Below are 24,223 nucleotides of genomic sequence, written 5' to 3'. Positions count from 1 at the left end.
GATTTCGGGATCATTCTGACCAATGCAGGGGTGATGAACTTGCGTCTCTATTCCATGCCCTCCTCGGGAAACAGCTACAAGATCAGGCTCCTCCTCGCCCTGACCGGGCGGCGGGTCGAGGTGATCGATTGCGAATACGGCTCGCCCGCTTTGGCCGAGGCCAAGCTTGCAGGTGCGCTGCCTTATGGCAAGGTGCCGGTCCTGTCGCTGCGCGACGGCACTCAGCTGGCCGAGTCGAACGCGATCCTGTGGTATCTGGGCGAAGGCTCGAACTTCATGCCCGACAGCCCGGTGGTCCGGGCGCAGATGCTGGGCTGGATGTTCTGGGAACAGTACAATCACGAGCCGGTCATCGCCGTGCGGCAGGCGCTCTTGAACTATCCCCATCGCGCCGCCGATGCGACGCCTGCGCGGTTGGCCGAACTTCTGGAGCGCGGCCATACCGTGCTCGAGGTGATGGAGCGGCAGCTGGCCGTCTCGGACTGGCTGGCAGGGAGCGAGATCAGCTTGGCCGATATCTGCCTCTATGCCTATACCCACACCGCCGGAACGCGCGGCGGCTATGCCATGGACCGATTCCCCGGGATCAGCGCATGGGCCGACCGGATGGCATCCATGCCGGGTTACAAGGGCTTGCACGGATGATCGCGCGCACTTTCACGGCTGGCACGAGCGCATGAGCGATCTCTTTGCCTGGACCGACGGGGCCTGCAGCGGCAACCCCGGCCCCGGGGGCTGGGGCGTGCTGATGCGCGCCATGAAGGGCGACGAGGTCGTCAAGGAACGCGAGCTGAAGGGCGGCGAGGCCGACACCACCAACAACCGCATGGAATTGATGGCCGCGATCGCCGCGCTCGAGGCGCTGACCCGGCCCAGCCAGATCACCATCACCACCGACAGCGCTTATGTGAAGAACGGCGTGACCGGCTGGATCCATGGCTGGAAGAAGAACGGCTGGCGCACCGCGGCGCGCAAGCCGGTGAAGAACGAGGATCTCTGGCGCCGGCTGGACGAGGCGCAGGCCCGCCACCAGGTGCGGTGGGAATGGATCAAGGGCCATGCCGGCCATGCCGAGAACGAACATGCCGATGAGCTGGCGCGGGCCGGGATGGAGCCCTTCAAGTGAATTTCGCTGCCAACCTGTCAACGCTGGTCTGGGTGCTGGATTACGCTTCGGTGCTGATCTTCGCGCTGACCGGGGCGCTGGTGGCCAGCCGGCAGCAGCTTGATCCGGTCGGCTTCATCTTCATGGCAACAATGACCGCCGTGGGCGGTGGCACGCTGCGCGACCTGCTGCTGAACCGCGATGCGGTCTTCTGGGTGGCGCGTCCGAGCTTTGTCATCCTGACCGCGACGGCGGCGATGGTGGTCTTCTGGACCGCGCATCTGATGGAAAGCCGCTATCGCGTGCTGTTGTGGCTCGATGCGCTTGCGCTGTCGGTGGCCGTGCCCGCGGGTGTCGGCGTCGCCATGGCCGCCGGGGTGCATCCCATCGTCATCATCATCATGGGCGTCATCACCGGCACCTTCGGCGGGCTGATGCGGGATGTGGTGGGCAACGAGGTGCCCCTGGGGTTGAAGCAGGGCGAACTGTACCTCACCGCCGCCTTTGGCGGGGCGACGGCCGCCGTCGGGCTGGTCTGGCTCGGCCTTGGCAAGGCCGAATGCCTGTGGATCTGCGGCGTCGTCACCTTCGTCCTGCGCGCCGGCAGTATGCTCTGGGGCTGGATGCTGCCGGTCTATCGCCCGCGTCCGCCGCGCAGTCGCGGCTAGCGCAGGCTGGATCACCGAAGGCTGGGAATGCTGCTGGCCGGCCGAGCCAGATCCTCGACCCCAAGGCGCAGCCCGCGACCGATGCGATGGGCCAGCGCCGACCATTGCGCGGCAGGCTCGGGCGTCAGCGTCCGGCGCAGCGTCTCGTCGAACAACGCCAGCCAGATGGCGAAATGCTCGGGACGCACATCGCCCGCCGCCATATGCACCTGCATCGGATTGCCGTCATAGCCCGGCTGGTAGAGGATCGCCTTCTTCCAGAAGCTGGCGATCTTGGCCTCGTGGCTTGGCCAGTCCCTCACATGACCGCCAAAGACCGGGCCCAGAACCTCGTGCCGGCGGATCGCGGCATAGAAGACCGCGACCACGCGGTCGATCTGCTCGGCAGTGATGTCGAAACGGGACAGCATGGCGGCAATCTGGGTGCAATCACCCGGCCCCGCAAGGGGCAGGGTGACGCAGGAAGCGGGCTCAGCGGAAGACCGAGGGCAGCCACAGCGACAAAGCGGGGATGTAGGTGACCAGCATCAGCGCCACGAAGGCCGCGCCATAGAAGGGCCAGATCGTCCGCATCGCCTGCCAGATGCTGATCCGCCCGACGGCGCAGCCGACGAACAGAACCGCCCCCACCGGCGGGGTGCAGAGACCGATCCCGAGGTTCAGGATCAGGATCACCCCGAAATGCACCGGATCGACGCCAAAGGCCTGGGCCACCGGCAGGAAGATCGGCGTGGTGATGACGATCAGCGGCGACATGTCCATGAAGGTGCCGAGGATCAGCAGGATCACGTTCATCAGAAGCAGGATCACCAGCGGGTTGTCCGACACGCTTTCCAGAAGTGCGACCAGCTGCGCCGGCACCTTGAGATAGGCCAGAAGCCAGCCGAAGCAGGCGGCGCAGCCGATCACCAGAAGCACCATCGAGGTGGTCCGCACTGCGCCCTTGGTGGCCTCGACGAACTCGGCCCAGGGCAGGCTGCGATAGACCAGCGCGGTGACCAGCAGCGCATAGACCACGGCGATGTTCGAAGATTCCGAGGCAGTGAACACGCCCGAGCGGACGCCGCCGAAGATGATGGCGATCAGGATCAGGCCGGGCAGGGCCGAGACGAAGAGATGGCCCATCATGGCGAGGCCGGGGAAGGGATCGGTCGGATAGCCGCGCTTGCGGGCAACATACCATGCGGCGACCATCAGCAGGGCGGCCAGCAGCAGCCCGGGCAGGATGCCGGCGGTGAAGAGATCGGCGATCGACAGCCGGCCACCGGCCGCGATCGAATAGATGATCATGTTGTGCGAGGGCGGGATCATCAGCGCGATGATCGAGCTGACCACGGTGATGTTGACCGCGTAATCGACGTCATAGCCGCGCTTCTTCATCTGCGGCACCATCAGCCCGCCGACCGCCGAGGCATCGGCCGCCGCCGAGCCCGAGACGCCGCCGAACATCAGCGAGGCCATGATGTTCACCTGCCCCAGCCCGCCGCGCAGATGGCCGACCAGCGCCCCGGCCAGCGCCACCAGTCGCCGGGCAATGTCGCCCCGGACCATCAGGTCGCCGGAATAGATGAAGAAGGGAATGGCCATCAGCGCAAAGACCGAGATGCCCGAATTCAGCCGCTGGAACACCACCACCGGCGGCAGCCCCAGGTAGAGCACGGTAAAGAAGCTCGCGGCGCCAAGGCAGAAGGCGACCGGCGTGCCGATGAGCAAAAGGAAGGAGAAGCTGCCGAAGAGGATCCAGTATTCCATCGCCCTAACCCTTGTCGTGATGCGTGTTCAGCATGTCCCTGGCCTCCGGGCCTTGGGCATGGGCGTCGATCAATCCGTCCGCGGCATCGTCCAGCTCGCCAAAGCGCACGGTCTTCAGGCCGGCGGCGCGGCGCAGGATGCGCTCGGCCGAGAACAGGATCAGCAGCACACCGCCGCCGATCACCGGGGCGAAATCCCAGATGCGCGAGATGCCGAGGCCGGGGATGACGCCGCTTGCCGCCTTGGCGGCCAGTTGCCAGCCATACCAGCTCATGCCGAAGCCGAAGGCGGCGACGACGAGGTCCGAAAGGCTGTGGAACCACGGGCGCCAGCTGTCCGGCACCAGCATCAACCCCACGTCGAAGGAAAGGTGATAGCCCTCCTTCACGCCCACCGCCGCGCCGATGAAGATGAACCAGCCCATCAGCATGACGCTGGCCGGCTCGGCCCAGAACAGGCTGGAGCCGATGACATAGCGATAGAAAACCTGGGCAAAGACGAAGGCGGTCATCAGGACCAGCCCGATCCCCGCGACCCACAAGCCGGCGCGGGCGATCCACCCGGTCTGCTCGGCCAGTTTCAGCATTCCGTCGCGCATCGGGCGAGCTCCCCTGCAGGATGTGACCGCCCGCCGGAGGGGCGAGCGGTCGGGTCGTTTACTCGGTCGCCTGGATGCGCTCGACCAGGTCCTTGGCTTCGGGCGTGGTCACGTATTTGTCGTAGACCGGCACCATCGCCTCGATGAACGGGGTCTTGTCGATGTCCTTGATGATCTCGGCACCGGCGGCCACGACCTTCTCTTCCGAGGCCTTTTCCTGATCGGCCCACAATTGCCGCTGCACGGTCGCCGAATTGCGCGCGGCCTCGCGCAGGATCGCCTGATCCTCGGGGGTCAGCTTGTCCCAGCTTGCCTTCGAGATCGCCACCAGTTCCGGCACCATCAGATGCTGGTCCAGCGTGTAGTACTTGGCTACCTCGGCATGACCCGAACTGTCATAGCTGGGATAGTTGTTCTCGGCCCCGTCGATGACCCCGGTCTGGATCGCCGAATAGACCTCGCCATAGGGCATCGGCGTCGCGTTGGCGCCAAGCGCGGCCATCATGTCGACGAAGACATCGTTCTGCATGACACGGAACTTCATGCCCTTCAGATCCTCGATCGAGGCGATGGGCTTCTGCGAATTGTAGAAGCTGCGGGCGCCACCGTCGTAATAGGCCAGCGCCACCAGGTCGCGCTCCTCGAAGGACTTGCCGATCTCCTCGCCGATCGGGCCGTCCATGACGTTATGCAGGTGGTCTTCCGAACGGAACAGATAGGGCAGGGACAGCAGCTGCGTCACCGGCACGATGTCGTTGAACGAGCCGAACGAGGCGCGAACCATGTCGATCACGCCGAACTGGGTCTGTTCGATCGTGTCCTTTTCCTCGCCCAACTGCGACGAAGGGAAAACCTCGATGCAGATGCGGCCCTCGGTCTTGGTCTTGACCTCTTCGGCCATGGCCTTGACCCCCTCGACAGTCGGGTAGCCGTCGGGATGGGTGTCCGATGACCGCAGGGTCACCTCGCAATCCGCCGCAGCGGCGGCCGAGACAAGTGCGGCCGAGGCCAAGAGCCCCGCCAGAGTCGATGTAATGTACTTCATGTGTTCCTCCCTTGGTGATCTTGAAGCCGCTGGTTCCCTGCGGGCTGGCATCCGGCACATTCCCGGCGCTGGTCGAACCTCCCTCGTCAGCGCCATCGATTCTCCCGGTTCGACTTGCGGTCCTTCTAATCATCTAATATGCTAGTTGTAATTCGGGGTCAACCGGGAGGGTTTCACGATGCCGCAATCCGACAGCAGCACCCTGACGGCCCTGCCGGCGCTGGACGAGATCCGCCAGCCGACGGTGACCGAACAGGTGTATGACGCGCTTTACGACCGGATTGTCGATCTGACCCTGCCGCCGGGTGCGCGCCTGTCCGAGGCCGAGGTGGCGGCGCAGATGGGGGTGTCGCGCCAGCCTGTGCGCGATGCGTTCTACCGGCTCTCGCAATTGGGCTTCATCCTGATCCGGCCGCAGCGCGCCACCGTCGTCACGCAGATCTCGGAAGAGGCGATCCGACAGGCGAAATTCATCCGGCTGTCGCTCGAGCTGTCCTGTATCCGCGAGGCCGCGCAGCGCCTTGGCGAGGCGCAGCTTGACCGGCTCGCGGCGGTGCTGGACGGTCAACAAGCGGCGATCGATGCGGGTCGGCGGGACGAGTTCCATCATCTCGACGAGCAATTCCACCATGACATCGCCGCCTTTTCAGGGCTGGAATTCGTCTGGACGCTGGTGAAGGACAAGAAGGGCCATATGGACCGGGCGCGCTACCAGTCGCTGCCCTATAATGCCGAAAACGCGCTGGCCGAGCACCGGCAGATCCTCGCCGCCCTGCGTGACCGCGACGCGGAAGCGGCGGTCGCGGCCATGACCGGGCATCTGTCGCGCATCGACGATCTGCTGGCACGGCTGCGCAACGAGCGGCCGGAGGTTCTGGGCGCCTGACCGCAGGTCGACGGCAGCCGGGGTCTCAGCCCTGAACTGCCAGCGCGCGGCCTTCCTGCGCCGCGGATGCCTCGGCGCGGTCCAGCAGCACCTGCAGCGCGGCACCCCGGGCAAAATCGGGCTCGGCCGGGCCCTGACCCCTGATCGCATCGATGAAGCGGGTATAGATCGGCGGCACCGGCGGGCAATCGACCTCGTGCCAGCGGGCCGCCTCGAGATCTGGCGACAGGCAGGCGCGCAGCCGGCTGACGGCGTTCTCGAAGCTCACCTCCAGCCCGCCCCTGTCGCCATAGATCCGCAGCCGCAGGTCGTTCAGATGACCGCTGGCAAAGCGGGTCGCGGCAACCGTGCCAAGCGCGCCATTGGCCAGCCGCAGCTGCATGGTCGCGCTGTCATTTGCATCCAGCACATAATCGCCGATCCGCCCGCCCGGCGCCTTGTCGAAGGTCGCCAGCCGGCACGAGATATCGGCAACGTCCTGACCGGCGATGAAGGTGGCGAAGTCGAGAATATGGATGCCGACATCGCCCAGCACGCCCTTGGAGCCATGCGCGGTGGACAGCCGCCACAGCCATTGGTCCTCGGTCTTCCAGTCGCCCCAGGCCGGCTGGGTCAGCCAGCTTTGCAGATAGGAGGCCTCGAGATGGCGGACCGTGCCGATCTGCCCATCCTGAACCATCCGCGCCGCCTGCTGCAGCGCCGGGACATTGCGATAGGTCAGATTGACCATGTTCACCACGCCGGCCTCTGCGGCAGCACGGGCCATGGCCTCGGCATCGCGCGCATTGGTGGCCAGCGGCTTTTCGCACAGCACATGCTTGCCCGCCGCGATCAGCGGCAGGGTGGTGGCGAAATGGGCCGCATCGGGGGTGACATTGGTGGCGGCGTCGAACTGGCCCCAGGCCAACGCCTCGTCCAGCGAGATAAAGCCATGGGCGATGCCGTGGGTCTGGCAGAAGGCCTGCAGCTGTTCGGGCCGCGTATCGACGCCGGCAACGATCTCGACCCCGGGCAGCCTGGCAAAGCCATCGGCATGGTTCCTGGCCATGCCGCCGGTGCCAAGGATCAGAAGCCGGACATTCTGCATCAGCGATACCCCGCTTCGCCGTCCTGATGCAGCCGCGGGCCGCGTTCTTTGATCGGCTCCAGCGCCTCGGTCACCGGCACATTCGGCGCGGCATTGGGATCGGCAAGACGCGCCGCCGGGTTGTAGGCCCAATGTGCAGCGTTCCGCAGGACAGTCTGCACATTCGCGTCGTGATAGGTGGGATAGGTTTCGTGGCCGGGGCGGAAATAGAAGACATTGCCGGCGCCGCGCTTGTAGGTCAGGCCCGAGCGGAACACCTCGCCCCCGGCGAACCAGCTGATGAAGACCGTTTCCAGCGGTTCGGGCACGCCGAAGGGCTCGCCATACATCTCCTCGTTCTCGAGCTCGAAATGGTTGGGCAGTCCGGCGGCGATGGGGTGGTTGGGCGAGGTCAGCCACAGCCGCTCGCGCTCGCCCGCCTCGCGCCAGGTCAGGTTGCAGGGCGCGCCCATCAGCCGCTTGAACGGCTTCGAGAAATGGGCCGAATGCAGGAAGACCATGCCCATCCCGGACCAGACGGCATCGCAGACCCGCTCGACCACCGCATCCTCGACCTCGCCATGCGCGGCATGACCCCACCAGAACAGCACATCGGTCTGGGCCAGCGTCTCGGCGGTCAGCCCGTGTTCGGGCTGTTGCAGCGTGACCGTTCCGGCGCTGATGCCGGGATCGGTGTTCAGCGCATCGGCGATGGTCTGGTGCATCCCCTCGGGATAGATTGAGGCGACGATCCTGCTTTTCTGTTCATGGACGTTCTCGCCGAAAACGGTGACGCGGATACTCATTATACCCTCCTTGCTGATCGCGGCCCTGCCGGGGCTGGCTGATCCTTCGCGGATATAGCCTGCAGCTTTGGAATACCATCGTGATCGCGTGGCCCGCAGACGGGCAGGGCGCGTTCGATGAAGACGGGCAGGCGATGCCCTGCTGCATCAACCCCGCTTCCTTGCCTCGGCCATTGGCAGGCAGAAAGCGGGGCGTTCTCGATCAGGGTTTGCGCGCAGGCTCAGCCGTCTGAGCGGGCCGTCTGATCGGGATAGCTGACGGCCCGGCGATAGAGGTGCCAGGTCGCGTGACCAAGGATCGGCAGGACGATGATCAACCCTGCAAAGAACGGGATCATGCCGAGCAACAGCGCCACGGCCACGACCAGCCCCCAGAGCGCAGTGGTACCCGGGTTCTCGCGCGCCACCGCCAGCGAGGTCGCCAGCGCCACCGGGACGCCCACGGGACGGTCGATCAGCATCGGGAAGGACACGAGACTGATGCAAAGCACCACCGCCGCGAAGACGAAGCCGACGCCCATCCCGACGACGATCATTGCCCAGCCCGCGCTGGTGCTGAAAGTGTCCTGCAGGAAGGCGCGCAGGCCCACCGAGGGTTCGGGGCCAAGGGTCGCGGCCCAGATCGCATGGGCGGCGAAAAGCCAGAGCACGAAGATCGCCATCAGCAGCATCGCAAGCATCAGCACCGGCCCAAGGACCCGGCCCCTGAGCGTGGACAGGGCTGCGCGCCAGTCGGTCTCCTTGCCCTCTTCGCGCCGCCGGCTCATCTCGTAAAGCCCGATGGCCGCGACCGGCCCGATCAGCGGAAAGCCTGCCGCCAGAGGAAAGAGCAGGTGCACCTGCCCGGCATTGAAGGTCCAGACCGCAAGGATGAAGCCGATCACCGGGTAGAGCACCATGGCCGCGATCACGTCCGAGCGCAGCGCGGCGAAGTCGCTGGCCCCTGCGCGCAGTGCCGCGCGCAGGTCTGCCGGGCCGATCCGGTTGATCTTGGGTCGCGTCATCGCGTGGCTGCCGATTCCGTCGACGGCCTCGCCGAGGCCGCGACCGATACCGGCCAGGCTCTGCGCGCTCCAACTCAGCGGGTTTCCAATTGTCTGTCGGGTCATGGCTGCATCCTCCCTCTCTGGAGGGCCCGAGGCGGGTCGAGGCATCAGCCGGAGAACCCGGCTTCCGCCCGCAGATCCACCGGGCCGAACCGTCCTCTGGCCTGAGGATAGCAGATGTGGGCTGGCGTTGCACCTTCGGAGTGGGGCGCGCGATGCAGGGTGAGGGTCTGGCTGGATTTATCTCCTGAGCTCGTCCAAAATCTGGCACGCGCTGTTCCGACCCCGGTCCGCCCCTCATTCCCTGACCTATCGCAGGACTGCCCCGATGACTGTCGACATGTCGGACCTGATCGCAACGCTTGCCCTCTTCGAGGCCGAGGACCGGCTGGCGTTGCTTGACATGGCGGGTTACCCGAAAACCGGCGTGCTGCGCTGGCTGTTCGCTCTGCAGGCCGGCTTCTATTTCGGCAATGACCGGCGCGATGATCGGCGCGCGGCCATGATCGATCTTGCCGAGCATTATTACGATCGCACCGACGGGCGCTGCAATTTCATGGATCTGAACGACCGGGCGTTCAGGCTCTCCGAACGGCAGGATATTCGCGAGCGTCTGACAGAAGGGCGGACGGCCGAAGCCTATCGCGATACCCGGCAGAATTTCGGTCTTGTCATCGAGCACATGAACAAGTCGGTCATGCAGACCATGGACCCCCGGCATGACCGATTCTCGGCCCTGTTGCCGGGTGCGATATCAGGAGCCGGGCTGTTGACCTATTCCGCGCGCTTGTCCGCGCTTCGGGATGATCCAGTCGGGCAGGTCCGGGCGTTTGTCGAGGCCTGCGAACGGTTGCAGGTGTTCTACGCCGTCGCCGGCTTCAGCATCATTCCCCGCACCATGTCCTCCCGAACGCAGGGCGATCTTTACCCGGTGCTCCGCCGCTTTCCCGGGATTCTCTACGAAGACGGTGTAGGCTTCTCGTTGGAGATCGAGGACCGCACCGATGTCATTCGCGACGTGAACTGGCTGACGGCGATCGATGACGCGATGCTGGCCCACCTCGGCGGGCTCGAGCGCGTCCGGGGCAGTTTGTCGGGTGCGGTGGAGCTGCATGCCTATGCCGGCGGGATCGTGTTTCAGGCCGGCCCCGCCCCCCGGATCGGCGACGTGGAAGGCGGCGGGACCCCCATGGCTTACCAGGAGGTCAATGACCTGCTGAAGCCGCTACGCTTCAGCGATTGGGTGATGCCCTATCTCTGGACGCCCGATGGTGTGGACCGGATGGACGCCACCGAGGAATGGGTGCGGCGCTTCGACTGAGGATCGAGATTGCCATCGCGCGCGCGGCTGGCCGAGCAGGCTGTGCGGCGCAAGAAAGGCCAAGCGGTCCCACGGAACCAGAATCGTGGGACACCTGCCGCGGTTTCGGCAGATAAATCAACAATTTGGGATTAAAGTGGCAGCCCGTAGGGGAGTCGAACCCCTCTTCCCAGGTTGAAAACCTGGTGTCCTAACCGATAGACGAACGGGCCACCTTTGACGCTTTCGGACAGTGCCCGTCGGCGTGGAGCGGTGTTTAGGCGAGGGCTCGGAGAGGCGCAAGGGGAAAAATCGGCGGCTTGCGCAAAAACTTTCAGGTCCCCCGATTCAGCCCGCCAGCGAGGTTGCCAGCATCAGCCACAGTGGCAGGGTCAGGGCGGACAGAACCGTCTGCCAGGTGAAGGTATCGGCATAGAACTCGGCGTCGCCACCCATCTGCCGGGCGAGGATATAGCCGACCGAGGCGCCGGGGGCCGCCGTCAGCAGCAGCCCCGAAGCGATCTGTGCGCCTGAAAGCTGCATCAGCAGTGCCAGCATAAGGAAGATCAGCGGGCAGGCGACCAGCCGCGCGGCCACCGCGATCCACATGGCGGCGTCGCTTTTCCACAGCCGCCGCACCTCGATCCCGGCGCCGACGGTCAAGAGGCCCACCGCCAGCGCCCCCTGACCCAGCCAGTCCAGCGGCGAGAGAATCGCGCGCGGCAACTCGGCCCCCGAGAGGTTCAGGATCAGCCCGGCGGCGCAGCCGAGGACCAAAGGGTTGCGCATGATCTCGGCGCTGATGCGGCGCAGCGCCTGCGCGCGCGAAGGGCGCGGCGCCTCGGCATTTTCGGGCGGGAAGGCGGTCAGGGCGATGATGGCGCTGATGTTGAAGGCGGGAATCAGGAAGGCCATGGCGACGGCAAGGTCGCTGACCGCAGCCGGCCCCAGGCCCTGCGCCGCCACCGCCAGCACCAGGAGCGAGTTGAAACGCATGGCCGACTGGAAGAACGAGGTCAGCCGGGGATTGCTGAGCCCAAGCGGCCGACGCAGCACGAAACTGCTGACGCCGATGGCGAGGAAGGCCAGCGAGGTTGCCAGCACATAGGGGCCGACCCGGCCAAGCGACAGGTCCGAGCGATAGATCGAGGTCAACAGGATCGCCGGGAACATCAGCCGGAAGCCCAGTTGCTCGACCCCCGGCCAGTTCGAGGGCGCGATGATGTTCCAGCGCCGCGCGCCGTAACCAAGCGCCACCAGCGCGATGACCGGAAGGATGGAGAGGGCGGCTTGCATGGGGACTCCGCGGGGCGGCTGATGTTTGCAGGATGTGCAAGTTGTTTAGACTGCAGGCCGGGGGAAGGAAAAGCCGCAACGGCTGTCGCGGCTCGGATCAGGCAAAGCCTGTGTCGCCTGCGCCATCAACGCCGACTTTGCGAAAACGCGACCGCTTCTTGCACCGCCGGGACGTGGCCTGTAAATCCGCCCCAAGCGAAAGGATCACCCATGTCCATCACCGAAGACGAGGCGCGCAAGGTCGCGCATCTGGCCCGCATCCGGGTCGAGGACGCCGCCCTGCCGGCGCTGGCCCGCGAATTGAACGGCATCCTGCAATTCATGGAGCAGCTGAACGAGGTCGATGTCGAGGGCGTCGAGCCGATGACCGGCGTCACCCCCATGCGGCTGAAACGGCGCGAGGACGTGGTGGGCGCGGGCGAGATGGCCGACAAGATCCTGAAGAATGCGCCCGACGCCCGCGAGGGCTTCTTTGCCGTGCCGAAGGTGGTGGAATGAGCGATCTGAACAAACTGACCATCGCCGGGGCGCGCGATGCGCTGGCCAAGGGCGAGACCACCTCGGTCGAACTGACCGAGGCCTGCCTGACCGCCATCGAAGGCGCCGGCGCGCTGAACGCCTTTGTCCACAAGACCCCCGAGGTCGCGCGCGAGATGGCCCAAGCGGCGGATGCCCGGATCAAGGCCGGCAACGCCGTGGCGATGACCGGGATTCCGCTGGGGATCAAGGATCTCTTCTGCACCAAGGGCGTCGAATCGCAGGCGGCCAGCCGCATCCTCACCGGCTTCCGCCCGGAATATGAATCGACCGTCACCCAGAACCTCTGGGATGCCGGTGCGGTGATGCTGGGCAAGCTGAACATGGACGAGTTCGCCATGGGCAGCTCGAACGAGTCGAGCGCCTATGGCAATGCCGTGAACCCGTGGAAAGGCAGGGACGGGGCCGACCTGACGCCCGGCGGGTCCTCGGGCGGCTCTGCGGCGGCGGTCGGGGCCGATCTCTGCCTCGCGGCCACCGGCACCGATACCGGCGGCTCGATCCGCCAGCCTGCGGCCTTTACCGGCACGGTCGGGCTGAAGCCGACCTATGGCCGGGTCAGCCGCTGGGGCGTCATCGCCTTCGCCTCGAGCCTCGATCAGGCCGGGCCGATGACCAAGAGCGTGCGCGACGCGGCGATCATGCTGGGCGCCATGGCCTCGGTCGACGAGAAGGATTCGACCAGCGCCGAGATTCCGGTGCCGGATTTCGAGGCGGCGCTGACCGGCGACATTCGCGGCAAGAAGATCGGCATTCCGCGCGAATACCGCATGGACGGCATGCCCGACGAGATCGATGCGCTGTGGCGGCAGGGGGCCGAGATGCTGCGCGATGCCGGGGCCGAGATCGTCGATATCTCGCTGCCTCATACGAAATATGCGCTGCCGGCCTATTACGTCATCGCGCCGGCGGAAGCCTCGTCGAACCTCGCCCGCTATGATGGCGTACGCTATGGCCTCAGGGCCAAGCTGGGGCAGGGTGACGGCATCACCGACATGTATGAAAAGACCCGCGCCGAAGGCTTTGGCCCCGAGGTGCAGCGGCGCATCATGATCGGCACCTATGTGCTGTCGGCGGGCTTCTATGACGCCTATTACAACCGCGCGCGGCGGGTGCGGGCGCTGATCAAGCGCGATTTCGATCAGGCCTATGCCGCCGGCGTCGATGCGATTCTGACCCCGGCCACGCCGTCTTCGGCCTTTGCGCTGGGATCGATGGCCGATGCCGATCCGGTCGCGATGTATCTGAACGACGTCTTCACCGTGACGGTGAACCTGGCCGGTCTGCCGGGGATCTCGGTCCCGGTCGGGCAGGATGCGCAGGGGCTGCCCTTGGGGCTGCAACTGATCGGCCGGCCCTTTGAAGAGGGCGATCTGCTCAACCAGGCGCTGGTGCTGGAACGGGCGGCCGGATTTGTGGCCAAGCCGGAACGCTGGTGGTAGGGTTCACTGTAACAAGGACAGGGTCAGGGACAGAATGATGCGCAAATTGATCGTGATCGGGGTTCTGGCCCTGGCCGGCTGTAACGAGAACGAAGGTTGGAATCCGAATTACCGGATGTCGGATTCGGCCTATGGCAAGCATCTTCAGGCGCGTGAAGTGGCGCTGATGACCGGCTCGGAACCGCCCTCGACCATCCCGGTCGCGCTGCCGTCCCGCGCCCCTACGCCCGAGGAAATCCGCGGGCCGAAGGCGATGCAGACCGTTGCCGCCAGCTACCGCGTCGAGACCGCGCAGGCCGAGGGCAAGGCCCCGGCTGCGGCTGATCTGCCGGTCGTGACCTCGGGTGAATATCCCGGCTCGACCCCGGTTCTGGTGCGCTATGCCTTTGCGGCCCAGCACGCGCCGGGCACCCGGGTCTGGGCACGCAGCGGCGGCTCGCCGAGCGCGGCGGCGCAGGCCTGCCGCAGCTATCCCGACAGCGACCGGGCGCAGATGGCTTTCCTCGCCGCCGGCGGACCCGAGCGCGACCCGCGCGGCATGGACCCCGATGGTGACGGCTTCGTCTGTGGCTGGGATGCGGCGCGGCATCGCGTCAACCAGCTGTGATCCTGCGCAAAGGCAGCGTGGCCGGGCAAAAGATCGAAGGCTCGGCCCCGCGCATCGAGGAACGTTTCGGCGATATCGCCGGGACCCGCATCCTCGGCATCAATATCGTGACGCTGGAACCGGGGCAGAAGTCCGCCAAGCGGCACTGGCATTCGGGCAGCGACGAGTTCGTCATGGTGCTGGAGGGCAGGGCCACGGTCATCGACGACGATGGCCCGGTCGAAATCGGCCCCGGCGACATGGCGATCTGGTCGGCTGGAACCGAGAACGCCCATCACATCGTGAACCGCTCGGACGCGCCCTTGCGCTATCTCTGTGCCGGCACCAATCCCGAAGCGGAAACCGTGCGCTATCCTGATGACGGCGAGACGTTGCACTGGATCAGGCCGAACTGGCATGTGTTGGGCGATGATGGGGTTGTCCGCCGCAGCGGATCGGAATGAGCCATCCCTCGCCCAATCACGGCGACCGGCGCGGGCAGCGGGTCGAACTGATCGTGCTGCATTATACCGGCATGGCCGACGGCGCTTCCGCCCGCGACCGGCTCTGCGATCCCGAGGCCGAGGTTTCGGCGCATTGGCTGGTGCACGAGGATGGCCGGGCCGAGGCGTTGGTGCCCGAGGATCGCCGCGCCTGGCACGCAGGCGCAGGGTCGTGGCAGGGCCGGGACGACGTGAACTCGCGCAGCATCGGTATCGAGATCATCAATCCCGGCGACCGGCCCTTTCCGATGGCCCAGATGGACGCGCTGGTTGACCTTGTGCGCGCCATTGCCGCGCGTCACGGGCTTGGCCCGGCCGCGGTCATCGGCCATTCGGACATGGCGCCTGACCGCAAATGCGACCCCGGCCCGCGCTTTGACTGGGCGCGGCTGGCGCGCCAGGGGCTGGCGCTCGCGGCGGGCGAGGGTGCGGACCGGCCGCTGGCCGAAAGCCTCGACGCCATCGGCTATCCGCCTGCCGATCCCGAAATGCGGTTGGCGGCTTTCCGGTTGCGATTCCGGCCTTGGGGGCGGGGGCCTGAAAGCCCGGCGGATCGGCAGGCGGCGGCCTCGGTCGCGGCATTCGCCGAAAAAGCCGCGGCGGAGAGTTGACGGCAGCTGAGGAGGCTGAGGATGAACCCGGATATCAGCGAGATCGACGGAGCCTGTCACTGCGGCGCGGTGCGGTTTCGGGTGCGGCTCAGCGACGGGCTTAACACTGCGCGGCGATGCAATTGCAGCTTCTGCCGGATGCGCGGTGCCGTGGCGGTCAGCGCGCCGCTGGACGGCCTCAGCATCCTTCAGGGCGGCGACGACCTGGTCCTCTACCAGTTCGGCACCCGGCAGGCCGAGCACAATTTCTGCCGCCACTGCGGCATCTATACCCATCACCGCCGCCGCTCGAACCCGAACCAGCTGGGGGTCAATATCGCCTGCCTCGAGGGGCTGAGCCCCTTCGACTTCACCGAGCTGCCGGTGATGGAAGGCGTGCGCCATCCCAAGGACGGTGGCGGCGGGATTGCCGGGACGCTGCGTTACGTCCCCAGTGCCTGATCCAGCGGCTTGCGGTTGACCCGGCGAGCAATCCCGGCCATATGCGCGCTTGCGCGGAGGGCTGGATGACCGCGTGGGTCGCAAGGCCCGCGAGGAAAGTCCGGACTCCACAAGGCAACGGTGCCGGGTAACGCCCGGCGGGGGCAACCCCAGGGAAAGCGCCACAGAGAAGAGACCGCCCGCGTCCGCGCGGGTAAGGGTGAAACGGTGGGGTAAGAGCCCACCGGGGGGCTGGCAACAGACCCCGCATGGCAAGCCCCACCGGGAGCAATGCCGAATAGGGATCTCGCGCCCCGGCAACGGGGCAGGGCGGTCTTGCCCCAGAAGATCCGGGTTGGCAGCTAGATCCCGTCGGTAACGGCGGGGGCAGAGGAATGGTCATCCAAAGGGGGCAACCCCTTGGACAAAATCCGGCTTACAGGCTCTCCGCGCGTCTCTGGAATTAACAAGAGTTTCATATCCATTGCGGCATGAAACTGCTAACCTGCATGAGATTGCTGCTGCATCATCCAGCGAACCGGGGGAGAGAGGCCATGAGCCTGTCAGGTGCCGATGGGGCGAATCTGCATGTCATTTCGGGGACCGACGACAGTTCTCTGCGGTCGGCGCGATCGGGCGACGATGGCGGTCGTCTGGTCGGGGCATCGCTGGCCCTGGCGCTGCTGCGCACCATCCGCGAGGCCGCCTATGTGATGGATTGCGATGGCCGCGTGACCTTCATCAACGCGGCCGGCCTGACGCGCCTCGGCAATCTGAACCATCCGCAGCGGGTCTATGGCAGCTTCCTCTGGGATCTCTGGCTGGACGCACCCGCCGACGATCTGCGGCGTGCCGTCGGCGAGGCCGCCGAGGGCGAGGCGACGCTGCTCGAGGCGGTGGACTGCCCCGGTTCGGGCACCTGCAGCGTCGCGGTCAGCCCGGTCGAGGATGCCACGGGACGGGTGATGAAGATCCTGGTGCTGGTGCGCGAGGACTAGGCCGACAGGGCTGCCACAGCCGGCGGGAATGCGGGGTTTTGCTGTTGACTCTGCCGGTTCGGGCTGTAAAAGGCGGGCTTCAATCGAATTCCACGGGGCCGCCATGCGCGCGCTGCCGCAGCAGGAGCAGATGATATGGCGAAGCCGACGACGATCAAGATCCGCCTGAACTCGAGCGCGGGCACCGGGCATTTCTACGTGACCAAGAAGAACGCCCGCACCATGACCGAGAAGATGACGGTCAACAAGTACGACCCGGTCGTGCGCAAGCATGTCGAATACAAGGAAGGCAAGATCAAGTAAGATCGCCTTTCGAGACAGACAGGATAAACCGCGCCTTAGGCGCGGTTTTTTCGTTTCCGGAGAGCTCTGGGTTCAAGAAGAACGGCCGGGCGATTTGCCCGGCCGTTCCTCGGTCAGCTGACCAGTTCGCGGCGGTTCTGCTTGTGCCGCACTGCCAGCTTGCGGGCCATGCGCCCCGAGGTCAGGGGCCGGGCCGCGCGCGGCGGATCGGTTTGGAAGTCCCGGTCGCGCAATTCGGGGAATAGCGTCAGGATCTCGTCGCGGGCCGCCGGTCCGACGGATTTCAACGCCTCGGCCCCGGTATAGAGCGATTCCGTCTCGGCCCCATCCGAGACCACGATCTCGTGCTGGTCGAAAAGCAGGTGGAAGTAATCGACCTCTTCCAGATCCTCGGCGATGTCGATCCCGTCGAGCTGCAGCAACTGCTTGGCCGCGACCAGCACCTCGAAGGTGCCGAACAGCCGCTGCGCGATCTTCGAGCGCACCAGGATCCGATGCTGCGGCGAGACCACCAGGTCACGCAGCGGCAGGTCCCGGCCTAGCGCACCGGCACGAATGCGGATCGGGCGCAGGTTCGGATAGGCCTGCAGATGCAGCGCGCCCAGATGGCGTGATCCGGTCCACACCAGCGGCTTCAGCCCGTTGTCGCGGGTCCAGACCTTCATCTCGGGGCACAGCTTCTCGACCGGTAGGGGGCCGAACTCGGTTTCGATCATCGTGCCGCGGCCGAAGCAGGGAAAGCAGCTGCGATCGGTGAAGACGCTCTTGGTGCAGAGGTCATAGCAGTCGCGCTCGGTCGGGAACGTGACCGAGACGATGGGCTTGCTGGTCATCGCCTCGATCTCTTCGCGCGAAGCGCCCTCGGGCGGCGGCATGATGAAGGTATTGCCGGCATCGTCCTGTATCACCCGGACGGTGGTGCAGATCGTGCTGGTCGTGCCATCCTCGTTCAGCACCGTGACCTCGGTGTCGCGGGCGAGGAAGCTGGTGTCGATCTTGTAGTCCCGGCTTTCCGCCGCGGCGTCATGGGTGATGGTCTCGGATTCGCCGGCATTGTCGGGCCGGATGACGCCATCGCCGTTCTCGTCGTTCATCGTGACCTGCACCAGGTCGTGATAGAGCGGGTCGCTGCCACTGCCATAGGTTTGTCCGCCGACGGTCTGCACGGCCCGATCGGCCAGCAGATTGCTTTCGTCCGCGTCCATATCCGGCAGTTTCCCGATATAGATCATCTTCTCGCAGCCGGGCGCTTCGGGGCCGCAGGTGCAGCCGTCATGCGGGGGCGTCGGGTTGTCGTTCATGGTCATCACTCGCTACTGACTGAGGGGCGCAGGGCCCGGTTCCAAGCCTGAACCCGCGCTTCGCCCAATGCAGGCAGAAGCCGGGTGGCAGCCCTGTCGTCCCGGCTCTGCGGGACGTGGTGATCGGCTGCCTTGGAACCAGTAGAACGCGAATGGTTAACGAATTGCAGGGGCGGTTTTCGAACTTTTCAGTTTAATATTATAGAAATCAATGTACTAGCAAAATGAGCGAGTCGATGACGGCGAAAAACCGTTAACCTTTTAGGCGCCACTGGGCGGGGTCTCGCCGAACCGCCCGGTCCGGATGCAACAAGGCCGGGCGATTGGCCCGGCCTTGCGATTCGGTTCAGTCTGGTCTGGGCGAAGCGATCAGTCGCGCGACTGGCCCATGAACTGCATCAGGAACATGAACAGGTTCAGGAAATCCAGATACAGGGTCAGCGCACCCATGATGGCCGACTTGCCCAGGAAATCCTGGTTCGAATTGGCCAGCGCCAGATAGGTGTTCTTGATGTTCTGCGTGTCATAGGCGGTCAGCGCCGCGAACAGCAGCACACCGATCGCCGAGATCGCGAATTGCATGGCCGAGGACTGCAGGAAGATGTTCACGATCATCGCGACGATCAGGCCGATCAGACCCATCATCAGGAAGGTGCGCATCCCCGACAGGTCGCGCTTGGTCGTGTAGCCATAGAGCGACAGGCCGGCAAAGGCGATTGCGGTGATCAGGAAGGTCTGGACGATCGAGACCGAGGTATAGACCAGGAAGATCGAGCTGATGGACAGACCCATCAGCGCGGCGAAGCCGTAGAATACCAGCGTCGCGGTCGCGGTCGACATGCGGTTGATCATCGCGCCGAAGGCAAAGACCACCAGCAGCGGTGCGAACATGATCACCCATTTCAGCGGCGAGCCATAGATCGCGTAACCCAGCTGCGTCGCCTGCCCGTCGGGCCCAACGGCCATTGAGCTGATCCCCCAGGCAAAGGCGGCCGTGACCGCCATGCCCACGGCCATCAGACCATAGACCTTGCTCATATAGGCCCGAAGGCCCTCATCGATCGCCGCCGAGCGGGTCGCATGGCCCTGCGCGGTCCGGATCGTGTTGTAATCTGCCATCGATGTCTCCCCTGGCGGTTGCCGGATGGCCTGTCCGCCACCCAATCATTCGTGTCGGAATATTGGCAGAGACAGGCCCGGATTCAATCCTGCGAGGGCGAAAAACGACTGCAAACCGCTAAAATCGGCGTCATCTACAGCCGGATGATGATCTTGCCGACCGCCTTGCGCTCGGCCAGCAGGCGATAGCCCTCGGCGATCCGGTCCAGCTCCAGCGCCTCGCCGACATGGGGATGCAACTTCCCGGCGGCATAGAGATCGAAGACCGTGGTCAGGCTGTCGCGCAGGGCGGCGAGGTCAAGCTGGCGGTAGCCGCCCCAGTAGAAGCCGTGGATGGTGATGTTCTTGACCAGCGCATGGTTCAGCGGCAGGCGCGGCGGCTTGCCGCCGGCAAAGCCGATGACCAGGAAGCGCCCGCCCCGGTTCAACGCACCGAATGCCGCCAGCCCCGGCTCGTCGCCCACCGGGTCATAGACCACATCGACCCCACCCAGTTCGCGCAGGCGCGCCTTGAGGTCGGGGGTGGCGTCGCTGTCGATCATCTCGTCGGCGCCGGCCTCGGCCACCACGCGCAGCCGCTCGGCCCCGCGCGCCACCGCGATCACCCGCGCGCCCATCGCCTTGCCGATCTCGACCGCCGTCAGCCCGACGCCGCCGGCCGCGCCCAGAACCACCAGCGTCTCGCCGGGGGCAAGCTTGGCGCGGTCGGCCAGGGCCAGATGGCTGGTGCCATAGGCGATCTGCAGCCCCGCAGCCTCGTCAAAGGACATCGCATCGGGGATCCTGAGGCAACTCGTGGCCGGGACTGCGACGATTTGAGCCATGGTGCCCGGCTGCCAGACCGCGACGCGATCTCCGGCCCGCAATCCGCTGCCCTCCGGCGCCGCGATCACCTCGCCCGCGCCCTCGAGCCCGGGGACGAACGGAAAGGCCTCGGCCTCCTGATACTGTCCCCGGCTCTTGAGAATATCAGCAAAGTTCAGGGCTGCGGCGCGCATCCGCACCAGCACCTGTCCTTTGTCAGGGTGCGGCGCCGGGGCGCTGCTGATCACGGGCAGTGATTCGCGCTCGGGAACATGTGCGATTCGAATGTCTTCCATCATCGATCCTCTCGGCTGTCCTTTTGGACAAGTGCAGCAAAGGCTGCGTCAGAAAGCTTGCAGACTGCGCAGTTTCAAACCTGTCTTTTTGGTCAGAAACAGGGTGCTCCCCCATCATCGGTATCGAAAAGTGAGCGCCAGTAAGCTACTGCCCTCATAGATTGAGTGAGGTGAGTTATGAAGCATGGTGTAGATGTTCACGTCGGAAAACGTATCCGTCATCGTCGCTGGATGATTGGTATGACCCAGCAGCAGCTGGCCGAAGCTGTCGGAATCAAGTTCCAGCAGATCCAGAAATACGAGACCGGCATGAACCGCGTCTCGGCCTCGCGCCTGTGGGATATCGGGCGGGCGCTGGAAGTGCCGGTCAGCTTCTTCTTCGACGGCCTGCATGAAGACAGCATGGCCGCCGGCGTCGAGGGCGACATCCTCGGCGACAAGGAAGCGCTGCAACTGGTGCGTGCCTATTACGCCATGCCGGTCGCACAACGCCGCCAGATCTTCGAACTCGCGAAGGTGCTGTCGGACGCGGCTTGAATGAGCCGCGGCGCATCTGACGAATAGGGCGCGAACTCCTCGCGCCCTGCGTCTTCCCTGATGCAGCCGCTTGCACTATGACTGCCCGTGACCGGAGAGCGGAGGCGGGCATGACCGACAGCACTGACATTGTCGCAACCGCGCATCTGATGGCGGACGCGGCCCGGGCGGCGATCCTGCCGCATTTCCGGGCTCGCGACCTGCAGTCGGACAACAAGCGCGCGGCTGGTTTCGATCCGGTGACCGAGGCCGACCGTGCCGCCGAACGCGCCATGCGCGCGGTTCTGGCGGAACGCCGGCCCGAGGATGCCATCATCGGCGAGGAATTCGGCACCGAGGCCGGGCGTTCGGGGATCAGCTGGATCCTCGATCCCATCGACGGCACCCGTGCCTTCATCTGCGGGGCGACCAGCTGGGGCGTTCTGATCGGCGTCAGCGACGGGTCCGGCATGGTCTATGGCCTGATCGACCAGCCCTATACTGGCGAACGGTTCGAGGGTGGCTTTGGCATCGCCCGACTGACCGGACCGCGCGGGGTCGAACCCCTGCGCACGCGCACCGGCGTGACGCTGGATCAAGCCAGCCTGATGACCACCTTTCCCGAGGTCGGCACGGTCGAGGAGGGCGCGGCCTTTCGCCGGGTCGCGGAAAAGGTGCAGCTGACCCGCTATGGCCTCGACTGCTATGCCTATGCGCTGCTGGCGCTGGGGCAGATCGATCTGGTGATCGAGGCCGGGCTGCAAAGCTATGACATCGCCGGGCCTCTGGCCGTTGTGCAGGCGGCGGGCGGGATCGTCACCGACTGGCAGGGCGGGCCGGCGCATCAGGGCGGGCGTGTCCTTGCTGCCGCTTCGCCCGAAATTCACGCCGCCGCATTGGATTTGCTGCGCGGCTGACATAAACCCCCGGAAAACCAGTCCCACAGGAGGCCGTCGCATGACCGATCAGAACACCGATCAGCCGACCGAACCCGGGGATGACGAGGATTTCACCCCCCGCCGCGAGCTGTTGCGCCAGATCGACGAGGCGCTGGACGCCGGCGATGCCGCCCGGCTGGAAGCCCTGCTGGAACCGATGCACGGCGCCGACATCGCCGACATCATCGAGCGACTGACGCCGGCAGAACGTCGCAAGTTCCTCGAGCTTTACTCGATCGAGATGGACGGCGAGATCCTGTCCGAGATCGACGAGGCGATCCGCGACGAGGTCATCGAGGCCCTGCCCAAGGAGGTTCTGGCCGAGGCCGTCCGCGAGATGGACAGCGACGATGTCGTCGACCTGGTCGAGGACATGGACGAGGGCGAGCGCGAGGAAATCCTCTCCGCGCTGGACGATGCCGACCGGATGGCGGTCGAGCAGTCGCTGACCTATCCCGAGTACTCCGCCGGCCGCCTGATGCAATCCGAGGTGGTCACTGCCCCTGAACACTGGACCGTGGGCGAGGCCATCGATTTCCTGCGGGCCGAGGACTGGCTGCCCGAACAGTTCTACCACGTCATCCTGGTCGATCCGCGCCGCCACCCGGTCGGCTATGTCGCGCTGGGGAGGCTGCTGTCGGCCAAGCGTTCGGTCAGGCTGAAGGACATCACCGAGGACAGTTTCCGCACCATCAGCGCCTATGCCGACGAGGGCGACGTGGCCTATGCCTTCAACCAGTATCACCTGATCTCGGCGCCGGTGGTGGATAATGACGACCGGCTGGTTGGCGTCATCACCATCGACGACGCCATGTCGGTGCTGGACGAGGAGCATGAAGAGGACATCCTGCGCCTCGCCGGTGTCGGCGATGAATCGGCCATCACCGACTCGGTCATGGAGACGCTGTGGCAGCGCCTGCCCTGGCTGATGATCAACCTGGTCACTGCCGTCGTCGCCTCGCTGGTCATCGCCATCTTCGAGGGCACCATCCAGAAGATCGTGGCACTGGCGGTGCTGATGCCCATCGTCGCCTCGATGGGCGGCAATGCCGGCACCCAGACCCTGACGGTCGCGGTCCGCGCGCTGGCAACGAAAAGCCTGACCGGCAGCAATGTCTGGCGCGTGGTCCGACGCGAGGCCATCGTCGGGTTGCTGAACGGGCTGGCCTTTGCCGTGGTCATGGGGATTGTGGCCTGGATCTGGTTCGACGGGGTGAACCTTGCCGCTGTCATCGCCATCGCCATGGTGGTGAACCTCTGCGTCGCCGCGCTGGCCGGTATCCTAATCCCCCTGGGGCTGGAGAAGGCCGGGGCCGACCCGGCGCTGGCCTCGGGCACCTTCGTGACCACGGTGACGGATGTGGTCGGCTTCTTCGCCTTTCTGGGCCTCGCCTCGGCGGTGCTGGTATGAGCGCGGCGGAAAAGGCGGCGCTGCGCAAACAGGCTCTGGCGGCGCGTGGGCAGGGCGGCGATCAGTCAGAGATTGACCGGCATCTGATGCAGGTTCTGGCCCCGTTCGAGGGGCAGGTGCTGTCGGGCTATGTCGCCATGCGCGGCGAGGCTGATCCCGGCGCGGCGATGGCGGCGCATCGCGGGCCGCTCTGCCTGCCAGTCGTGACCGGCAAGGCGGTGCCGCTGGTCTTTCGGGAATGGGATGGCGGGGCTCTGGTGCCCGGCCCCTTCGGTACCTCGCACCCGGCCGAGACCGCGGCGGTGCTGACCCCGCATGTGCTGATCGTGCCGCTGGCGGGCTTTGACCGGCACGGCAACCGCATCGGCTATGGCGGCGGCTACTACGACCGCACGCTGCAGCTTCTGCGCGGCATGGGTCCTGTGGCGGCCATCGGCCTCGCTTTCGGGGTGCAGGAACTGCCCGAGATCCCGGCCGAGCCTTTCGATCAGCCGCTCGACCTGATCGTCACAGATCGCGAGATCATCCGCTTCTGAGCGGGTGCCTTCGCCCAGCACCTACCAGATTTTGTGTCTGCTCCTGTCACCTGACCGTCACAGGGCGATTCCCGGGTGATTCCCCGACTTATCCACCGATCCCCGTGGATAAGCCTGTGGAAAACGCGTGAATCCCCCGGCGGAAACCCGCCAAAACATTGAATTTTCCAATCAAGTTAATGGTTTATTAACAGTTTCGATGCGGCGGCGCAGCATCGTTCGGGCCTCGCCAAGCCCCCGGGATGTCAACAGAAAAGAATGCGCCCAAGGTGCAATAAATCTGTTGAATCATGCTCACGGACACGTCAGTTTGTGTGATGCGGCCAAGGCGCAC

Annotated in this window: 28 protein-coding genes, 1 tRNA gene and 1 other RNA gene; 18 read left to right on the top strand and 12 right to left on the bottom strand. The window is 65.5% G+C overall.

The window, feature by feature from the left end; all coding sequences use genetic code 11:
• Window positions 1–33: 33 nt before the first annotated feature.
• Genes CX676_RS08075 through CX676_RS08065 form a run of 3 tightly spaced genes read left to right on the top strand, consistent with a single transcriptional unit; the run spans window position 34 to window position 1,773 of the window.
• Entirely contained in the window at window positions 34–645 is a 612-nt protein-coding gene (locus CX676_RS08075) for a glutathione S-transferase family protein (protein ID WP_232816620.1), read from the top strand.
• A gap of 31 nt (window positions 646–676) precedes the next feature.
• Window positions 677–1,126: a ribonuclease HI gene (gene rnhA / locus CX676_RS08070; protein WP_101752154.1), complete on the top strand. Its 450-nt coding sequence runs from the start codon at window positions 677–679 to the stop codon at window positions 1,124–1,126.
• Window positions 1,123–1,773 (top strand): trimeric intracellular cation channel family protein, encoded by a 651-nt coding sequence (locus CX676_RS08065; RefSeq protein ID WP_232816619.1) that lies wholly within the window; start codon window positions 1,123–1,125, stop codon window positions 1,771–1,773. Before rnhA ends, CX676_RS08065 begins: the two co-directional genes overlap by 4 nt.
• Window positions 1,774–1,784: 11 nt before the next feature.
• Here the strand turns inward: CX676_RS08065 and CX676_RS08060 are convergent, their stop codons facing one another.
• From CX676_RS08060 to CX676_RS08045, 4 genes are all read right to left on the bottom strand, one after another.
• Window positions 1,785–2,183: a group III truncated hemoglobin gene (locus CX676_RS08060; RefSeq protein ID WP_101752153.1), complete on the bottom strand. Its 399-nt coding sequence runs from the start codon at window positions 2,181–2,183 to the stop codon at window positions 1,785–1,787.
• 61 nt (window positions 2,184–2,244) lie between these two features.
• The gene (locus tag CX676_RS08055) at window positions 2,245–3,525 is read right to left on the bottom strand and encodes a TRAP transporter large permease (protein ID WP_101752152.1); all 1,281 of its coding nucleotides are present in this window, start codon (window positions 3,523–3,525) and stop codon (window positions 2,245–2,247) included.
• Window positions 3,526–3,529: 4 nt separating this feature from the next.
• The gene (locus tag CX676_RS08050; protein WP_101752151.1) at window positions 3,530–4,123 is read right to left on the bottom strand and encodes a TRAP transporter small permease; all 594 of its coding nucleotides are present in this window, start codon (window positions 4,121–4,123) and stop codon (window positions 3,530–3,532) included.
• Between the two features lie 58 nt (window positions 4,124–4,181).
• A complete protein-coding gene (locus CX676_RS08045; RefSeq protein ID WP_101752150.1) occupies window positions 4,182–5,168 on the bottom strand; it encodes a TRAP transporter substrate-binding protein in 987 nt (328 codons plus the stop codon).
• Window positions 5,169–5,346: 178 nt separating this feature from the next.
• On the opposite strand from CX676_RS08045, the gene CX676_RS08040 reads away from it, so the two are divergent.
• Window positions 5,347–6,054, top strand: coding sequence for a GntR family transcriptional regulator (locus CX676_RS08040; protein WP_101752149.1), 708 nt, complete (start codon window positions 5,347–5,349; stop codon window positions 6,052–6,054).
• A 25-nt stretch (window positions 6,055–6,079) separates the two neighbouring features.
• On the opposite strand, the gene CX676_RS08035 is transcribed toward CX676_RS08040, so the two are convergent.
• The 3 genes from CX676_RS08035 to CX676_RS08025 all read right to left on the bottom strand — a co-directional run bounded on the left by CX676_RS08035 (window position 6,080) and on the right by CX676_RS08025 (window position 9,035).
• Window positions 6,080–7,141: a Gfo/Idh/MocA family protein gene (locus tag CX676_RS08035; protein WP_101752148.1), complete on the bottom strand. Its 1,062-nt coding sequence runs from the start codon at window positions 7,139–7,141 to the stop codon at window positions 6,080–6,082.
• Window positions 7,141–7,926 carry a ThuA domain-containing protein gene (locus CX676_RS08030; RefSeq protein WP_101752147.1) on the bottom strand — a complete coding sequence of 262 codons (786 nt, stop codon included), beginning with the start codon at window positions 7,924–7,926 and terminating at the stop codon, window positions 7,141–7,143. The genes CX676_RS08035 and CX676_RS08030 overlap by 1 nt, the downstream gene beginning before the upstream one ends.
• Before the next feature lie 221 nt (window positions 7,927–8,147).
• The gene (locus CX676_RS08025; protein WP_101752146.1) at window positions 8,148–9,035 is read right to left on the bottom strand and encodes a DUF2189 domain-containing protein; all 888 of its coding nucleotides are present in this window, start codon (window positions 9,033–9,035) and stop codon (window positions 8,148–8,150) included.
• Window positions 9,036–9,300: 265 nt separating this feature from the next.
• Here CX676_RS08025 and CX676_RS08020 point away from each other — a divergent pair, with 265 nt between their 5' ends.
• Entirely contained in the window at window positions 9,301–10,293 is a 993-nt protein-coding gene (locus CX676_RS08020) for a type VI immunity family protein (protein WP_101752145.1), read from the top strand.
• Window positions 10,294–10,430: 137 nt separating this feature from the next.
• Here CX676_RS08020 and CX676_RS08015 read toward each other — a convergent pair.
• Both CX676_RS08015 and CX676_RS08010 read right to left on the bottom strand, forming a co-directional pair.
• Window positions 10,431–10,505: transfer RNA gene (locus tag CX676_RS08015), tRNA-Glu, on the bottom strand.
• 115 nt (window positions 10,506–10,620) lie between these two features.
• Window positions 10,621–11,568 carry an AEC family transporter gene (locus CX676_RS08010; protein WP_101752144.1) on the bottom strand — a complete coding sequence of 316 codons (948 nt, stop codon included), beginning with the start codon at window positions 11,566–11,568 and terminating at the stop codon, window positions 10,621–10,623.
• 210 nt (window positions 11,569–11,778) lie between these two features.
• Here CX676_RS08010 and gatC point away from each other — a divergent pair, with 210 nt between their 5' ends.
• The 9 genes from gatC to rpmG all read left to right on the top strand — a co-directional run bounded on the left by gatC (window position 11,779) and on the right by rpmG (window position 16,968).
• Window positions 11,779–12,066 carry an Asp-tRNA(Asn)/Glu-tRNA(Gln) amidotransferase subunit GatC gene (gene gatC, locus CX676_RS08005; RefSeq protein ID WP_101752143.1) on the top strand — a complete coding sequence of 96 codons (288 nt, stop codon included), beginning with the start codon at window positions 11,779–11,781 and terminating at the stop codon, window positions 12,064–12,066.
• Window positions 12,063–13,547 carry an Asp-tRNA(Asn)/Glu-tRNA(Gln) amidotransferase subunit GatA gene (gene gatA / locus CX676_RS08000; RefSeq protein ID WP_101752142.1) on the top strand — a complete coding sequence of 495 codons (1,485 nt, stop codon included), beginning with the start codon at window positions 12,063–12,065 and terminating at the stop codon, window positions 13,545–13,547. The genes gatC and gatA overlap by 4 nt, the downstream gene beginning before the upstream one ends.
• A 37-nt stretch (window positions 13,548–13,584) precedes the next feature.
• The gene (locus tag CX676_RS07995) at window positions 13,585–14,154 is read left to right on the top strand and encodes a hypothetical protein (protein ID WP_101754215.1); all 570 of its coding nucleotides are present in this window, start codon (window positions 13,585–13,587) and stop codon (window positions 14,152–14,154) included.
• Entirely contained in the window at window positions 14,151–14,597 is a 447-nt protein-coding gene (locus CX676_RS07990) for a cupin domain-containing protein (RefSeq protein WP_157935877.1), read from the top strand. The genes CX676_RS07995 and CX676_RS07990 overlap by 4 nt, the downstream gene beginning before the upstream one ends.
• Window positions 14,594–15,247 carry an N-acetylmuramoyl-L-alanine amidase gene (locus CX676_RS07985; protein ID WP_101752140.1) on the top strand — a complete coding sequence of 218 codons (654 nt, stop codon included), beginning with the start codon at window positions 14,594–14,596 and terminating at the stop codon, window positions 15,245–15,247. The genes CX676_RS07990 and CX676_RS07985 overlap by 4 nt, the downstream gene beginning before the upstream one ends.
• A gap of 21 nt (window positions 15,248–15,268) precedes the next feature.
• A complete protein-coding gene (locus tag CX676_RS07980) occupies window positions 15,269–15,688 on the top strand; it encodes a GFA family protein (RefSeq protein ID WP_101752139.1) in 420 nt (139 codons plus the stop codon).
• A 53-nt stretch (window positions 15,689–15,741) separates the two neighbouring features.
• An RNA gene (gene rnpB / locus CX676_RS07975) (RNase P RNA component class A) lies at window positions 15,742–16,122 on the top strand.
• Window positions 16,123–16,221: 99 nt separating this feature from the next.
• Window positions 16,222–16,665 (top strand): PAS domain-containing protein, encoded by a 444-nt coding sequence (locus CX676_RS07970; protein ID WP_157935876.1) that lies wholly within the window; start codon window positions 16,222–16,224, stop codon window positions 16,663–16,665.
• Between the two features lie 135 nt (window positions 16,666–16,800).
• Window positions 16,801–16,968: a 50S ribosomal protein L33 gene (gene rpmG, locus CX676_RS07965; protein ID WP_101752137.1), complete on the top strand. Its 168-nt coding sequence runs from the start codon at window positions 16,801–16,803 to the stop codon at window positions 16,966–16,968.
• Between the two features lie 113 nt (window positions 16,969–17,081).
• Here the strand turns inward: rpmG and CX676_RS07960 are convergent, their stop codons facing one another.
• The 3 genes from CX676_RS07960 to CX676_RS07950 form a co-directional block, all read right to left on the bottom strand.
• Window positions 17,082–18,275: a Hint domain-containing protein gene (locus tag CX676_RS07960; protein WP_101752136.1), complete on the bottom strand. Its 1,194-nt coding sequence runs from the start codon at window positions 18,273–18,275 to the stop codon at window positions 17,082–17,084.
• Between the two features lie 363 nt (window positions 18,276–18,638).
• Window positions 18,639–19,388, bottom strand: coding sequence for a Bax inhibitor-1/YccA family protein (locus CX676_RS07955; RefSeq protein ID WP_101752135.1), 750 nt, complete (start codon window positions 19,386–19,388; stop codon window positions 18,639–18,641).
• A gap of 134 nt (window positions 19,389–19,522) precedes the next feature.
• The gene (locus CX676_RS07950; RefSeq protein WP_232816618.1) at window positions 19,523–20,488 is read right to left on the bottom strand and encodes an NADPH:quinone oxidoreductase family protein; all 966 of its coding nucleotides are present in this window, start codon (window positions 20,486–20,488) and stop codon (window positions 19,523–19,525) included.
• Window positions 20,489–20,665: 177 nt separating this feature from the next.
• Between CX676_RS07950 and CX676_RS07945 the strand changes: the two genes are divergently transcribed.
• The 4 genes from CX676_RS07945 (at window position 20,666) to CX676_RS07930 (ending at window position 23,889) form a co-directional block, all read left to right on the top strand.
• Entirely contained in the window at window positions 20,666–21,025 is a 360-nt protein-coding gene (locus CX676_RS07945; protein WP_101752133.1) for a helix-turn-helix domain-containing protein, read from the top strand.
• A gap of 110 nt (window positions 21,026–21,135) precedes the next feature.
• Window positions 21,136–21,921: an inositol monophosphatase family protein gene (locus CX676_RS07940; protein ID WP_232816617.1), complete on the top strand. Its 786-nt coding sequence runs from the start codon at window positions 21,136–21,138 to the stop codon at window positions 21,919–21,921.
• A 40-nt stretch (window positions 21,922–21,961) separates the two neighbouring features.
• Window positions 21,962–23,353 carry a magnesium transporter gene (mgtE, locus tag CX676_RS07935; RefSeq protein WP_101752131.1) on the top strand — a complete coding sequence of 464 codons (1,392 nt, stop codon included), beginning with the start codon at window positions 21,962–21,964 and terminating at the stop codon, window positions 23,351–23,353.
• Window positions 23,350–23,889 carry a 5-formyltetrahydrofolate cyclo-ligase gene (locus tag CX676_RS07930; RefSeq protein ID WP_101752130.1) on the top strand — a complete coding sequence of 180 codons (540 nt, stop codon included), beginning with the start codon at window positions 23,350–23,352 and terminating at the stop codon, window positions 23,887–23,889. The genes mgtE and CX676_RS07930 overlap by 4 nt, the downstream gene beginning before the upstream one ends.
• Window positions 23,890–24,223: the final 334 nt, after the last annotated feature.

The organism is Paracoccus zhejiangensis, from assembly GCF_002847445.1.
GTDB classification, from domain to species: domain Bacteria; phylum Pseudomonadota; class Alphaproteobacteria; order Rhodobacterales; family Rhodobacteraceae; genus Paracoccus; species Paracoccus zhejiangensis.
This window is presented reverse-complemented; position numbering and strand designations above follow the sequence as displayed.